At 53.4% G+C, this 14321-nt stretch carries 10 protein-coding genes; 8 read left to right on the top strand and 2 right to left on the bottom strand.

The genetic code is table 11. The features are described from left to right. Positions 1 to 234 precede the first annotated feature (234 nt). Positions 235 to 2070 carry an alpha-L-fucosidase gene (locus Q31b_RS26035; protein ID WP_197172391.1) on the top strand — a complete coding sequence of 612 codons (1836 nt, stop codon included), beginning with the start codon at positions 235 to 237 and terminating at the stop codon, positions 2068 to 2070. Positions 2071 to 2143: 73 nt separating this feature from the next. Here the strand turns inward: Q31b_RS26035 and Q31b_RS26030 are convergent, their stop codons facing one another. Then, a complete protein-coding gene (locus Q31b_RS26030; RefSeq protein ID WP_146602597.1) occupies positions 2144 to 3850 on the bottom strand; it encodes a TlpA family protein disulfide reductase in 1707 nt (568 codons plus the stop codon). A 261-nt stretch (positions 3851 to 4111) separates the two neighbouring features. On the opposite strand from Q31b_RS26030, the gene Q31b_RS28710 reads away from it, so the two are divergent. Together Q31b_RS28710 and Q31b_RS26025 are read left to right on the top strand one after the other, a co-directional pair. After that, the gene (locus Q31b_RS28710) at positions 4112 to 4249 is read left to right on the top strand and encodes a hypothetical protein (protein WP_197172389.1); all 138 of its coding nucleotides are present in this window, start codon (positions 4112 to 4114) and stop codon (positions 4247 to 4249) included. After that, entirely contained in the window at positions 4246 to 5469 is a 1224-nt protein-coding gene (locus tag Q31b_RS26025) for a DUF1559 domain-containing protein (protein ID WP_146602596.1), read from the top strand. Before Q31b_RS28710 ends, Q31b_RS26025 begins: the two co-directional genes overlap by 4 nt. A gap of 30 nt (positions 5470 to 5499) precedes the next feature. Here Q31b_RS26025 and Q31b_RS26020 read toward each other — a convergent pair whose 3' ends face one another. Beyond that, positions 5500 to 6033, bottom strand: a complete 534-nt coding sequence (locus Q31b_RS26020; protein WP_146602595.1) for a hypothetical protein — start codon at positions 6031 to 6033, stop codon at positions 5500 to 5502. A 447-nt stretch (positions 6034 to 6480) separates the two neighbouring features. On the opposite strand from Q31b_RS26020, the gene Q31b_RS26015 reads away from it, so the two are divergent. Genes Q31b_RS26015 through Q31b_RS25995 form a run of 5 tightly spaced genes read left to right on the top strand, consistent with a single transcriptional unit; the run spans position 6481 to position 14291 of the window. Further along, positions 6481 to 7620, top strand: coding sequence for an NPCBM/NEW2 domain-containing protein (locus Q31b_RS26015; RefSeq protein ID WP_197172387.1), 1140 nt, complete (start codon positions 6481 to 6483; stop codon positions 7618 to 7620). Positions 7621 to 7641: 21 nt separating this feature from the next. Further along, a complete protein-coding gene (locus Q31b_RS26010; RefSeq protein WP_146602634.1) occupies positions 7642 to 9477 on the top strand; it encodes a S1C family serine protease in 1836 nt (611 codons plus the stop codon). Then, a complete protein-coding gene (locus Q31b_RS26005) occupies positions 9470 to 10489 on the top strand; it encodes a S1C family serine protease (RefSeq protein WP_146602593.1) in 1020 nt (339 codons plus the stop codon). The genes Q31b_RS26010 and Q31b_RS26005 overlap by 8 nt, the downstream gene beginning before the upstream one ends. Before the next feature lie 29 nt (positions 10490 to 10518). Next, positions 10519 to 12510, top strand: a complete 1992-nt coding sequence (locus Q31b_RS26000) for a PDZ domain-containing protein (protein ID WP_146602592.1) — start codon at positions 10519 to 10521, stop codon at positions 12508 to 12510. Then, positions 12507 to 14291: an AI-2E family transporter gene (locus Q31b_RS25995; RefSeq protein ID WP_146602591.1), complete on the top strand. Its 1785-nt coding sequence runs from the start codon at positions 12507 to 12509 to the stop codon at positions 14289 to 14291. Before Q31b_RS26000 ends, Q31b_RS25995 begins: the two co-directional genes overlap by 4 nt. Positions 14292 to 14321 lie beyond the last annotated feature (30 nt).

Here is a 14321-nt window from a genome sequence, read left to right as displayed (position 1 = left end):
CTTCCTCCATCAGCGCCGCCCCAACTCGCTGGGATCTTTCCCGTCCACTTGAACATGGCGGGCACACGATGACCACCTTCCATCTGCGGAGGACCGCAGATAATTGCCGGCACGAAGAAGTCCGTTGACCTCTATGCTAACATGAGTGAGACAACTTTGAGTCTTTTCAAATATTTGGCAACAATCGGCGGTGGCGTTTACCAAGAAGCATCCCTAATTTCCAGGAATAATCGAATGAAACGAATGGGTTTGATTGCAGGTTTTTGTTTGTTGATGGGTTTCTCCGGCGTTCAGGTGAACGCACAAACGGAGGGGCAGGAGTATATTCTGAACACCGAGTCGGCAGCCGACAAGCAAGAACGCATGGCTTGGTGGAAGGAGGCACGTTTCGGCATGTTTGTCCACTGGGGACTCTATTCCTCTGCCGAAGGCGAGTGGGGCGACAAGACGTTCACGAGAGCCGCGGAATGGATTCAGCGAAACGCGAACGTGTCAGCCGATGTCTATCAGGAAACCATGCTACCGAAATTCAAACCCGCACCCGATTTCGCGTCGAAATGGGCGAGCCTGGCGAAACAGGCCGGTGCGAAGTACGTGGTCTTTACCAACAAACACCACGAAGGGTTCGCCCTGCACGATTCGACGCAAACCGAGTACGACGCCAAGGACGTAACCGGTCGCGATCTGCACAAGGAAGTGGTCGAGGCGCTCCGTGCGGAAGGCTTGCGCGTCGGTGTCTATCACTCGCTTTGGGATTGGCACCATCCCGATGCCCCTGCTGGAAAGGGCGCGATGAATGTGAGCGGCTTGACGATGGAAGGACGTGATCTTTCCCGCTATACCAATTACCTGCACGCGCAAGTGAATGAAATCACCGATGGCCGATACGGTGATGTGGATGTCCTTTGGCTGGACTACTCCAAAGGACCGTACCAAGGCGAGGTTTGGCGTGCCAAACAGCTCGTCGAACTCATTCGTAACAACCAACCACAAATCTTGATCAACAACCGTTTGTGGCAAAACACGAAGGAACAGCGCGAGGATAGCGGGAAATACTGGTTCGGCGATTTTTCCACACCGGAACAACACATTCCAGCAACCGGAATTGAGGGCATCGATTGGGAAACTTGCGACACCCTGAATATCACCTGGGGCTGGAGCAAGCATGCCGTTGAATTTAAAACCTCGACCGAGCTGATTCATCGACTCATCGATGCTGTCAGCAAAGGTGGAAACTATCTGCTCAACATCGGCCCCCTACCCGACGGATCGATCGATCCGAAGACAGTGGAGCGGTTCAGCGATATTGGCGAGTGGATGCAAATCAATGGAGACGCGATCTACGGCACGCAAGCGGGCCCGTTTTCCCGTCTACCCTGGGGACGCGCTACCGCAAAGGAGATTGGCGACGGCGGCCATCGCCTGTATCTGCACGTGTTTGACTGGCCAGCCAATGGTGAACTGCTGGTGCCGGGTCTGCAAACGATACCGACTCATGGATCTGTCATGGGCGGAAAGGCGGCCGAGACGCTGAGGATGTCGAAAGCACGCGGCGGTGTGGTCCTTGAAGGTCTACCGACGCAACCGGTTCACGACGCAGCCACGGTGATCGCGATTGACTTTGATCAGGTTCCCAGCGTCGCTCCGTACCGCGTCCACGCCGCAACCGATGGCTCCTTTGATTTGGAGCCCGCCGACGCGACCGTCAAGGACGCAATATACCACGACCATGAAATGCACCGGCGGTCATGCATCGATTCATGGAAAGCAAACGCCGAGGCACAATTCCCATTGCAGGTCGAAAAATCGCAAAGCTATGCGGTCCAAATCGAAGTGGCTGCCGACAAGATCAAGGACAACGCCACGTTTGCCTTGTCCGCTGGGGAGGCCCAGCGGTCGTTTGAAGTCAAGTCAACCGGAGGCGGCGAAGTCTGGAAAACTCTCGACGCTGGTTCCATCGAACTTCCGTCCGGCCCAATCACGCTGACCCTGCGGTGCGCGACGATCGACGAAGCAAGCATCCTCAAACTCGCAACGATTACCCTGAAACCAGTCGCGTCCACACCGTAGCGAGAAACAGGCTGCGAAATAGCATGATGCGGCGAGACAACCAAGCGAAGTCCGAGGCAAGTACATCCCACGTTTAATCGCGGGGCGATGAACGGCGTAACAACTGCTCGATCGCCTTTTCCACTTGAGATCGGGTGTAGGCGATCGATGTCACTTTACCTTGCTGATCGATGATGACGACAAAGGGGGCAGACACCATGCCGAATCGCGCTGCGACCTCGTTGGCCACCTGTTCTGAATCCGATGTTTCCGATCGGTAGCTCGGGAACGGCATTTCGTGCTGCTTGATGAATTCCAATACCGGAGCGTCCTTTGGATCTAAGTTCATTCCAATGATGGCGATTTTTCCGGAAGACTGGTTCGCGATCTCTTCGAGGGCAGGAACCAGTTGCAAGGATTCCGGAAATGTCATCGCCCAAAACGGCATCAAGACGATTTGGCCGCGATAGTCAGCGATAGCAATGGGGGTTCCGGTCAGCGTGTCAAGATCGGGATCGAATGTCTTTCCGATCGCGTTTTTCCGGTTTTGTCGAGCCTGGATCGCTAGCTGAGTCTCTTTGCCGGTCGCAGGAATGGGATCAGAAAAACTGTCGGCCAATTGTTCGTACGTCGCCTCGGCAAGTTCCAATTGCTCGAGTCCTTCGAATTGCAACGCTGCACCTGCCAGATACTGAACCGTCTGCAAATCGGGTGATTCACGGATCAAGGCTTGCATCGCAGTGACCCAATCATCAACGGCAATGGTCTCGCCATCGATCGATTTCTGCAGCATGACATCGATGTTGTCGTATTCACTCGTGCCCGCCATCTGGGCAGCCATTTTCGCAATTTGTGGATCCGCGGCATTGGCGAATCGATCCAAAATGGTTTGCCGCACGATCGCGGCTTCATCTACTTGGTTGTACTGAACCAACATCTGCCGAGCTTGCCCCATCACCATCAATGCAGCAATCCCTGGCGATTGGTTTGCATCTTCGGAGTCACTCGCTGCCTTGCCAAGACTTTCAATCAACTGAACAATTTGTTGAGGTGCATCCTGTTTGCCATTTTGAAGGGATTCGATGGCGAAACCGATCAATACCAATCGGCTATCGAAAACGAGGTTTGGATCATTCGAGTCGAGGTTGGATTTGGCCAATGCTTCAAGTTCGACCGCTGCTTTGACATCGCCGAGAGCGGCTAAGTGGGAAAGGGATTGCAACTCGCCTCGAGCGGCTTCCTGTTTGGCTTGGTCGCTCGCGTCAGCATGTTCGCTGAGCCGGCGAGACGCCTCCAACTTCAATCTGACGATTCGCTTCATTTCAGCGAGAGCTTTCTGCTGATCGGTGATTGCTGTTCGACCACTCGCGATCATCTGCATGTCTTTATCGGCACCGGCAAGAAAGACTTGCAATTCATCAGGCGTTAAATCGGCTCGAAGCTGAAGCCGTTTTGCTGCTTCCGTCAGATCGTTATCCACCGAGACGTTGACCGGGGAATCCGCTCGACGGAGGTCACCTGTTTGCTTCGGCTCGTTTTGCCGATCGATCGATTTGACAAGCGGCGGCAATTCTTCGACAGCAGGTTGCTGCTGCGCCGGTGTTGTTGTCCAGGTGTCCTGCGGAATCTCAGGCTTTGGCGGAAGCTCGCTTTGAGTGCCGGAGGCCTGCGTCGGTCGGGTCTCGAGAGCAGCCGAGTCCGTCGAATCGCTCGAGGAGCACCCCAGCACACCAATAACGCAGAGAATGATGGGGAATAGAACCTGTAGCCTAGGCATGATCGTGTTTTGTCCTAAACGCATTCGTGCTTCTCAGTGTTGGATTGGGAGCGACAGCGGAGGCGAATTGCCAATCGCCTATTTTAGCAAACCCACGTGTTCGTAAAGGTGGGTAACGCAAAGTCATCGATTTTCCGGAAAAACTACCGAAAATATTTTGTGTTTGAGTGGTTTGTCGGTACAACAACGAAAGGCGACTACTTTTCTATCATTAGGTGAATACAAGTGAAAGCCTCTTACCAAAACAAAATGACGCATCGTATTGCTTTGTCGTTTTTACTCCCTATGTCTGTGTTTAGTGCCCTTTGGATAGCCGGGTGCAGTGAACCAGCGGCTGAGGTCGTCGAAGAGACCGACGAGTACACCTTCGACGAAATCATGGCTCAAGTCGCAGCGGAAGAAGTGGAGGAGGAATCACCATGAGTAGGCTTCGCTATCGCAAACGAAGAGCCTTTACCCTCGTTGAACTTTTGGTCGTCATTGCCATCATCGGTGTCTTAGTCGGGTTGTTACTTCCCGCAGTTCAATCGGCACGCGAAGCAGCTCGGCGGATGAGTTGTAGCAACAATGTCAAACAGATTGGATTGGGGCTACACAATTATCATGCCGCTTTCGATCGTTTACCTATGCATGGGACGGGACCGACCAACGAATTTGAAAACGACACGACGCTTGCCTCGAAGAACGATGGAACCGGTTTCACTCGACTCGAACTCGGGTATTTGGTGGGGCTGCTGCCATTCGTGGAACAGCAAGCTATCTGGGATCAAGTCAGCAATCCCTTGGTCGAGGCCGACGGCGATCGATGGCCTGCCTTCGGGTCGCGTCCTAACAATGGAAACTATCCCCCCTGGGCAACCGAGATCCCGACGTTTCGATGCCCCAGTGATCCAGGTGTCGGCGTCCCTGCACTCGGCCGAACCAACTACGCAGCCTGTTTCGGCGATGGTTTCTATGATGCAGAAGATGGAGTCACCGTTTGGGACAATTCAATCAATCGATGGCGGTATCAGTCGGACTCGCAAGCGATGCAACGCGCACGCTGTGGCCTTCGTGGTATGTTCGTAACACGTCAAGCACTGCGGTTTCGCGACGTCACCGACGGACTATCAAATACGATCGCGATTGGCGAGATCGCCACAGGACTCGGTGACCGCGATATTCGCAGCGTCGGATTCACCAATACGAAGGGTGGTTTTCTTGGCGTCGCAGACAATCCTCATCGCTGTTCCGAACTTGGGTTGATCGATCCAGCGAGACCTCAGTTTTGGAACGATTCAGCGAACGTCTATGGCGCCGTTTCCCAACGCGGGTTCCGTTGGGCCGACTATCACACGCTACAATCGATCATGAATACGATTCTAGCTCCCAATGCTGAGGTTTGCTTGGTTGGGAACTCGCACACCTATGGGGTCGCCCCACCAAGTAGTCGCCATCAGGGAGGTGTGCACGTTTTGATGGCGGATGGAGCCGTGCGTTTTATTTCCGATTCGATCGAAGCAGGCGATCCGAAGATTCCATGTGTTTATTGCGATGCTCTTGCCGAGGGTACGGATAGCCCGACCGCTGCTGGCTCGCAAAGTCCGTATGGACTATGGGGAGCGCTCGGCACACGAGCTTCGCGAGAGACGATTGAGCCGTAACGAGAAACGTGCGGCCTGCGGGGCACGCGGTCAATGGTACGGAAACTCAGCACAAGCCTGTACTGAGAAGCACTTTTCGATCGCCAAGTCGAGTGGCGTCTCGACGAATTGGAACCGCCCCTTCTCAGTCAATGCCTGCTCGACTCGTGCCAAAAAATCGGCGTTCTCGCTTGCCCATGTCGATTTCGATGGCTGCGGTGCATTTGAATTGGAATGTACGGCAGTTTGATTGCGGAAGGGACTCTCGGCAAAGGGATCGGTTGTCACCTGCGGAGACGCGGTGTTCGCCGCTGCTCCATCCAAATCGACGGTGTTGGTTGCACCGGTCGCACCACCCGCATCTTCGGGCGTTCGGCATTGACGCAAACAAACGCTCATCACGAAACGTGAATAGCGATGAACGAGAATCGAAAACGCATCCGCATCTTGGTGACAATTCCAAGCGTCAAGCAGCAGTCGGTCGCTCACGAATGGCTCTTCGCCATCGAGCGACGAGTCCGTTGAAGACTCCTCGGCCACGATGGATAGTATGCGTGAACTCGACGAAGGTAATGATGCAGCCAATTGAGAATCTCCAACTCATCCGGAAGCCACCACCATCGTGCAGAAACCAAGGAAATCCTCTCGCTTTAAATATTCAGTTTTCTTGACATTTCTCGCTGACCGCCATCACGCTTCACCCTATCCAAGCGCAGTTTGGCGATGACTCACTTTTTGCCCCAATCAACTTAATAACGCCATCGTAGTGGTTTGGCAGGTTATAGGAACACGGTTTGACGGTAGTGGAGTCTGTGAAAGATCCCCGTGCTTCCGGATCTTTCACAAGCTCCACTCCCTCAGATCCAATGCTGACAAAGCACCGGGAACCCGTTTTTTTTCTGCCTCAATCCATCGAACGCAAAAATCGAGCGTTTTTCCGTTCGATGGCAGACTTTTTTTCGATGTTGCGCTAGAATAGCTGTCGTGAGCACGAAGCTGCTATTCTCAATGAACACCCATCAATCGATATCTATGCTGATAAAACTGTTATTTTTGACCCTTTTAGCGGGTTTCCCCGTTCGCGTTTCCACCACCGACGGCAAGTGGATCGAAGGGGAACTGAGAGGCATTGGCGAATCGGAACTGTTATTGCAATCCGAAGGAGCGGAGACAGCGATTGCTTTTTCCGAGCTGACCGCCCTCGAACCCATTGAAGAACCGACGGGACTAGCGCCGAAACCAACGGTGACATTGGTGGGCGGCAGTGTGATTACTGCGCAAGGCATCGCCTTGGCAGGCGATCGGTTGACGATCGAACCTCGTCGACAAGCGAAACTTGACCTTGCGATCGACCAAGTTCGTGCGATCCGTTTCCAAGCTTCCAACCAAAATGTCGATCCGGTTTGGTTCGGTAAGTTCGAAACGGAGCGGAGAGGCGATACGTTGGTGATACGCCGCGAGGGTGACCAACTCGATTTTGTCGACGGATTGGTCGTGTCGATCACAGATAGTGTGGTCAAGTTTGACATCGATGGAGAAGTCATCGATGCACCCATCGGGCGGTTGGAAGGTGTTCTGTTTGGCGGCAGCCAATCGATAGCCAACGCATCGGATATTCAAATCGTCGATGTCTACAATTCTCGTTGGTCCGTTTCTCGTCTTGAGCCAAGCGAACTTGGCGAACCTCTACGATTGGTTTTAAGCAATTCGCTCGAACATCGATTGCCGCTCGAGCACATTGAATCGATCCGCTGGTCAGGTGGTTTGTCGCTCCTCGCCCAAATGGAACCAGCGGAGAAATCGTTTACCCCGGCGATCAAGACGAATTTAGATTCCTCGCGGTTGGATTCATGGTTCAGCCCCAAAGCGGATGCCGATCAAGATCTGATTCTAATTGGTAAGTCGTCCGTCGACTATCGAATTGAGGATGGCTATACGGTTTTCGCAGCGGGCGTGCGACGTGATCGGCAAGTGAGCAAAGCAACCAAGTCGATCGTCCGAATTCGGCTCGATGGAAAGCTCATTTGGGAACAGTCGATCGTCGGCGAGGAAACATTTGGTTTCGAACTCCCCATCGATGGCGGCAATCGTTTGACCATCGAAACCGATATCGCTGATGATGGTGAAATCGGTGATATCATTCGCATCCTACTTCCAAGATTATTGCGATAGGCAAAGGTAACGATGAAAGACATGACATCAACAAGGTTTCCGATCGCAGCGTTGCGATTAGCGGGAGTCGCGATTTTCGGCTGCCTTTGCTGCCCTGCGATATTGGCCGCAAAGGACGGGCCGTTGACCCTAAATCCGAGGTTGGCGGAGGCGGAACAGCAACGGATTGATGCGATCGCTCGCGCAGTGCCGTCAACCGTATGCGTCTTTGTTCCTGGCGGCGGAGGTGGTGGCAGCGGGGTGCTGATCTCGCCCGACGGGTTTGCTCTGACCAACTTTCATGTCACCTCACCAGCGGGCTCCTTTATGCGGTGTGGACTAAGCGACGGCAACATTTACGACGCGGTGATCGTGGGAATTGATCCCGTCGGTGATCTTGCATTGATCAAACTACTCGGGCGAGACGATTTTCCCTACGCAACGATGGCCGACAGTCGATTGGCGTCCGCAGGTGATTGGGTGATGGTGATCGGAAACCCGTTCTTATTGGCTTCCAACTTGCAACCCACCGTGACATGGGGAATTTTGAGCGGCGTTGGACGCTACCAATACCCTTCGGGAACACTACTTGAATATGCGGATTGTTTACAAACCGATGCGTCAGTCAACCCTGGCAATTCAGGTGGCCCGATCTACAACGCCGAGGGAGAATTGCTCGGCATTGTCGGCCGGTGCTCGTTCGAGAAACGCGGCCGCGTCAATGTTGGTGTCGGCTATGCGATCAGTATCAACCAAGCCAAGAATTTCATCGGCTACCTGCACAGTGGGCGGATCGTCGATCACGCCACGCTCGGAGCGACCGTCGCGAGCGATTCCGATGGCGGCGTCCGTGTGTCGAACATTCTGGAATCGAGTGACGCCTACCGTCGCGGTTTAACCTATTCGGCTGAGATTTTGGAAGTCGATGGGCGTGTCGTTCATACTGCCAACGAGTTGCAAAATGTCTTAGCGACGTTGCCAGCCGGGTGGCGAGTGAAGTTGGTTTATCGCAACCAAGGTGAAACGGTCCATACACTCGTGCGGCTGCGAAGTGTCCATCGCCAAGACGAACTGCTCACCAAAATGGCGGGTGCAATGCCTCCGCCACCCCCCCTGAAAAAGCCACCGAAAGAAGAGGAAGGCGGCAGCGATGAACCCGACGGGGAAAAAAAAGCGACTCCCCGATTGGCTCCGAATGGCGATGCGTCCAATCCAATCCCCCCAGCCGTTGCATCCCTTTATGAAGCGAAACGAGGTTTTGCCAACTACGCGTTCAATGAAATTCAGCAAGAGCGTTTTATCACCCGTTTGCGAAAACAGTTTCCTGCAAAAGAGGACTCCGACACGATCGCTTGGAATATTCGCGGAAAAACAGACGACGGGCGTGATGTTGCAATCTCTGTCACCACCGATAAGTTGGCGATCGTGGTTGGCGATGTTGCGGTGGAACCCAAGACGAAGGCCGATTTGTATGATAACGTTGACGCTCAAAACTTTGCCGGCATTTTGCCAGCACTTGCCGCTTGGCAGCGAATGCTTATTGATGGCCCCAAAAAGTTTGGTGAAACGATCTATCTAGGCACGATGCCGCTGGCGGGCGAGAGACCGCTTCGGGATTGTATGGTTGCCAACGACGGTGAACTTGAAGTTCGCTTTTTGTCGCATCCCGAGAGTGAACTTGTCGAAGCAATCGAAGTTTTCGCTGACCGAGACGAAGATCCGGCGGAGCTTTGGATCACACGGCCTGTTGACGATCCCAACGCTATACCCATCACGCTCGACCTGCGTTATGGAATCGAGTCGGTACTTCGGATCCACGTCGATTCGTGGGAAAACAACGGCGAAGCGAATAACGAAAAGGAATCCGTCGATGAATAAGATGCCCTATTTTGCTCGCCCGACCGCAATGGTCTTTGTGTTTTTGGCGACGGCTACCAATGTTTGCCAAGCGCAACCTTCACTGGAACAAGCCTGTGAAGACGCTCAAGCTCGCGTCGTAAAAGTTTATGGCGCTGGCGGGATCGCCGGGTTGGAAGCCTACCAAAGCGGCTTTTTGATTTCTCCCGAAGGCCATATCGCAACCGCTTGGAGCTACGTCCTCGACGTCGAACCTACGGTCGTATTGAACGATGGGCAACGCTTTGATTCCACCATCGTCGGCTTCGAACCGGCACTCGATTTGGCCGTTCTAAAGATCGAGGCTACGGGGCTGCCTTTCTTTCGCATTGATGACGAAATAAGAGTGAACTGGGGCGACCCTGTATTGGCCATCAGTAATCTATTTAACATTGCCGCTGGGCAAGAACCGGCAAGCGTGATGCAGGGGAGCATCGCATCGGTCTCGACACTCGATGCGCGGCGTGGGACCTTTAAAACGCCATACCGAGGAACCGTGTTCATACTCGATTTGGTCGCCAACAATCCTGGGGCTGCGGGCGGTGCTTTGATCAATGGAAACGGCCAATTGATAGGTATGCTTGGCAAAGAACTGCGTGATCGAACGACCGGCGTATGGCTCAACTATGCATTGCCTGCTTCCACGCTTCGGAAAACACTCGGCGACATCATTGCGGGCCGAGTGACCGAAAATATCGATCCCGAAGAGAAAATGTTACCCCGTGATCAATCGCATTCTTTGGCCACGATCGGCTTGATCTTGATTCCCGATATCTTGGAATCCACGCCAGCGTACGTTGATGACGTTGCCGAGAATAGTTTGGCGGCAAAGGCTCGATTGCAGCCCGATGATTTGATTCTGTTAATCAACGGACGCCGCATCGATGGACAACGTTCAATCCGTCAACTTTTGCGGACCATCGACCGCCGCGATCCTGTGGAGCTTACGATCCAACGCGCTTCCGAGATTCTTTCTGTAATGATCACGCCCTAATTGTTTTTTAAACTTATCAACACATTCGTATGAATCCGAAGTCCATCGTCATGACGTTTCATCACCTTCGCAACCCGTTCTTTGGTGTGGCATTATTCGCTATGCTGGTCTCGACACTCATGTCAGATTCCTCTCGCGCACAAGATTTTGAGTATCGCCAATTGATGTCTGAAGCGGTACGCAGTGCAGCAAATGAAGTTTTGCCGTCGATCGTGATGGTCGAAGTGATCGGCGGTACGGGAGGTGCAAATGGTGACGTCGAGCAGGACGCGCCAACAAGCGGAGTTGTCGTCGATTCGGACGGCTATGTGATCGTCTCGGACATTGTCGTTCGCCGTCCTTCGGCTAGCCTGCTTGTGATGCTGCCCGATCAAACCCGCCATGCGGCCAAGGTCGTTGCGCAAGACTTCCATCGCCATTTAGTGTTGTTGAAAATGGAAGCGAAGTCCAAATTGACCGCCATCGATTTTCCTGAATCGGCGTCCCTTGAAATCGGCCAAACCACGGTCGCAGTCGGACGTTACGGAAGTGATGCCGCACCACTTGTCAGCCGTGGTATTCTCAGCGGTCAAGATCGGCTCGATGGTGTTGCTCTGCAGTTTGACGCTCGAATTTCACCATCGTTCTACGGCGGATTGCTGGTCGATTTGCATGGCAATCCGCTTGGCATTTCGATTCCTGCAGTCGCGGCAGGCGGCGCCGAAGAGGCTACAAGTTGGTACGACTCAGGGATTGCATTCGCCGTCCCACTTTCGGTTATCAAAAAAAATCTACCACGAATGAAGGAAGGAGAAAACATCAAGAAAGGCTTGATGGGTTTCGTTCCCAACAGCAAAGATCCGTATGAAAACGACACCAAAGTGGCCGCGGTCCGAGTTCGCTCGCCTGCCGAATCGTCTGGATTGAAAGCGGGCGATGTGATCAAGTCGATTGAAGGTGTGAAGGTTCAGCGCCAACAAGAAATCCGCCAAGTGCTTGGCCGATTTGATGCCGGCGACGAGATCCAGATGGAAATCATGCGTGATGGTGGTTCGCAAACGTTGCAAATCACACTGACGGATTCCATCCCGCCGTTGACGCCACAGCGGCTCGGTGTGATGGCCGCAAATATTTCAGTCGACAATCCTGAAGATCCCGAGCAGGAAAGGACAAAGGTTGTCGTCGAACATATCGTTCCGGAAAGCCCCAGCGATGGAAAACTCGAAGTCGGCGACGTCGTCCTAAAACTCGGGGAAGTCCCGATTGCAAATATTGACTTTCTAAGGAGACAACTGATTGCGTCGGAAGAGGGCAAAGAGATTGTGTTGACAATTGACCGATCCGGTGAATCAAGGACGGTAAGCGTGATCCCGGAAACGATCGACGCGTCGTCCATCCAGAAATTGCCGCCGGATCATTCGGCAACATCGGGCAAGTGGAAAATCGAAGCACTAAAGTTGCCAGACTCCGCGAACGAGGCTGCCGTTTTAATTCCTGGCGACGATGAGAAACGAGGGCCATTGGGGTTGCTGATTCTGCTACTAAATCCAGGTGAAGACGTATCGACAAAGGTATTGGAATCGTGGCAAAAAGCTGCCCAGGAACTGGGGGTCGTGGTTTGTGCGGTGATGCCTGAATCGAATGAGCGTTGGCAGCCAAAAGAAATTGAAGTGATGGCGAAGTTTGCAGCTTCGATTCAAAAGAGCCAGTCGATTGATCCCCAATCCGTCGCGATCGCTTCACCCGCTGCGGTCGCAGGAGGCAAAGCCGCTGCGGCCGATTCGATGGCCGTGGCGGTTGCATTGTCGTCTAACCATACCTTCTATGGTGTCGCGGTTGCCGCGAAGACGCGTCCACCTGCGGTTCGCCTTCGTGAAAATGACGCAGAAGCATCGCTGCAGATCTTGTTGCCGATCGCTTCAAAAGATGAATTGCCTACCTGGGCACCAACCCTTCAAAAAACGGGGTTCCCCGTCGTCCGGGGTGGTGAAGTGACCCAAGAAGATTTGTTGACCTGGGTTCGAGGACTCCAAGCAATATGACGAAACGACGAGCAAGGAAACGGCCAGTCGATCCCAAGCCGGCATCGGAGCCCAAACCCGATCTTAATCCGCCCGCCGATCCGCCCGCCGATCCGCCCACCGATCCGCCAGCCGATTCGGAACAGAAGGCGAAGGTTCCCGACGCCGCTCCGATAGCGAACGCCGCTCGCCCACCAGACATTCCCAGCTCGGTAACCGATCGCTTGAACCGGCTCCCGTCGTTGTCAAGAATTCTGTCGGTCGTCATGTTGTTGCTTGGCATCGTGGCGGTTGGTGCATTGTTTTACCGGGTGATGGCCGGCTTTTTCGTGCCGTTGTTCCTCTCCGCTTTGCTAGTCGTCATCTTCCACCCCGTGTACGATTGGATCTATACCCGAATCGGGAATCGCCGGCGGACGGCCGCCGTTGCGACAACTTTTTTGATTTTGACCCTCGTGCTCATGCCAATCATTGTCGTCCTGTCCGTCGCGACGAGTCAGTTCACATCGATGGTTAGCCAGATGAATTTTAGGGATATTGAAACCGCCCTCGACCGAGCGCGAGAGCAAGTTGGTATTTCGCTTCCGCATGCCGAGAAATTCAGGCGGCTCGATCAATTGACCGATGCAATCAGCGCTTCATCCTTGAATGATGAGCAGCGAGCAAAGCTCGACTCGGACACCCCGCTAAGCGAATTCATTCAGGTATTGTCCTCTTTCGAGCAGCGGTCGGACAATCGGGAATTGGTCGAAGCCGAATTGAACGAAGCCGAGAATTTGATCGTTTTTTTACAGCAGGAAGTGGACGGTCCCGTGACCGCAAATGCTGCAGCGACCGTTGCAATCGACCGCCTCGAAGAACTGCGCCGCTCGCTTGCACCTACCAAGCATGGACCATTGGACCTGTTGTTGCCAGAGCCGAGCGAAGGCGTCGAAGAGCAGGAGGAAGTCGTCGACCAATTGACGGCGGACGAACAATTTCACCAGAAGAGTGTCATTGCATCAGCGGCAATTCGCTCTTGGATGAAAATACTGCTAGGTGGCTCCTTTCGTAGTCAAGTAAAATTGGTAGCGAATCCGAGCGCCGAAGATTTCAAAAAACTGTTGGTCCGCGCAAGAGAAACACTACAACCTCGCTTCGTCAGTCTGACCAGTGCAACGGGAAGCTATTTTCTGCAGATTTTGATTGGAATGGTTGTGTTGGTCATTTCGGTCTACTTCTTTTTGGTCGACGGTGCCGCCATGATCCGGACATTGATGCGGCTTAGCCCACTCGATGACAATTATGAAAGACGCTTGTTGCTAGAGTTTGATCGAACCAGTCGCGCGGTGGTTTTGGCGAGTGCGCTGAGTGCCTTGATACAAGGCATCTTGGCGGGCATCGGATTTTGGACGCTCGGATTTGAGTCGGTCGTACTATTGTTTTTAGCGACCACGTTGATGGCACTTGTCCCCTTTTTAGGGGCGGCATCGGTTTGGGTTCCAGCGACATTATGGTTAGGGCTGGTCGAACAGCAGTGGATGGAAGCTGGCGCGCTAGCAATCTATGGTGTTGTTATCATCTCATCGATTGACAATGTCATCAAGGTTTACGTGTTACAAGGACGATCCCAACTGCATCCGCTATTCGCACTGCTAAGTGTCTTGGGCGGTGTCAAAGTGTTCGGCCCAATTGGAATTCTCGTCGGGCCAATGGTTGTCGTGTTCTTGCAAACGTTGCTGGAAATCCTCAACCACGAATTAGAGCAACGAGAGGAAGTTGGAACATCGCCAGCAAGCCATGGCTTGGAAACCGATAGGTGAGCACCCTCGAAAAAACGAGCGGACGATCGA

The organism is Novipirellula aureliae (assembly GCF_007860185.1).
GTDB classification, from domain to species: Bacteria; Planctomycetota; Planctomycetia; order Pirellulales; family Pirellulaceae; genus Novipirellula_A; species Novipirellula_A aureliae.
The sequence above is the reverse complement of the archived record's forward strand: the minus strand, read 5'-3'. Positions and strand labels throughout refer to the sequence as shown.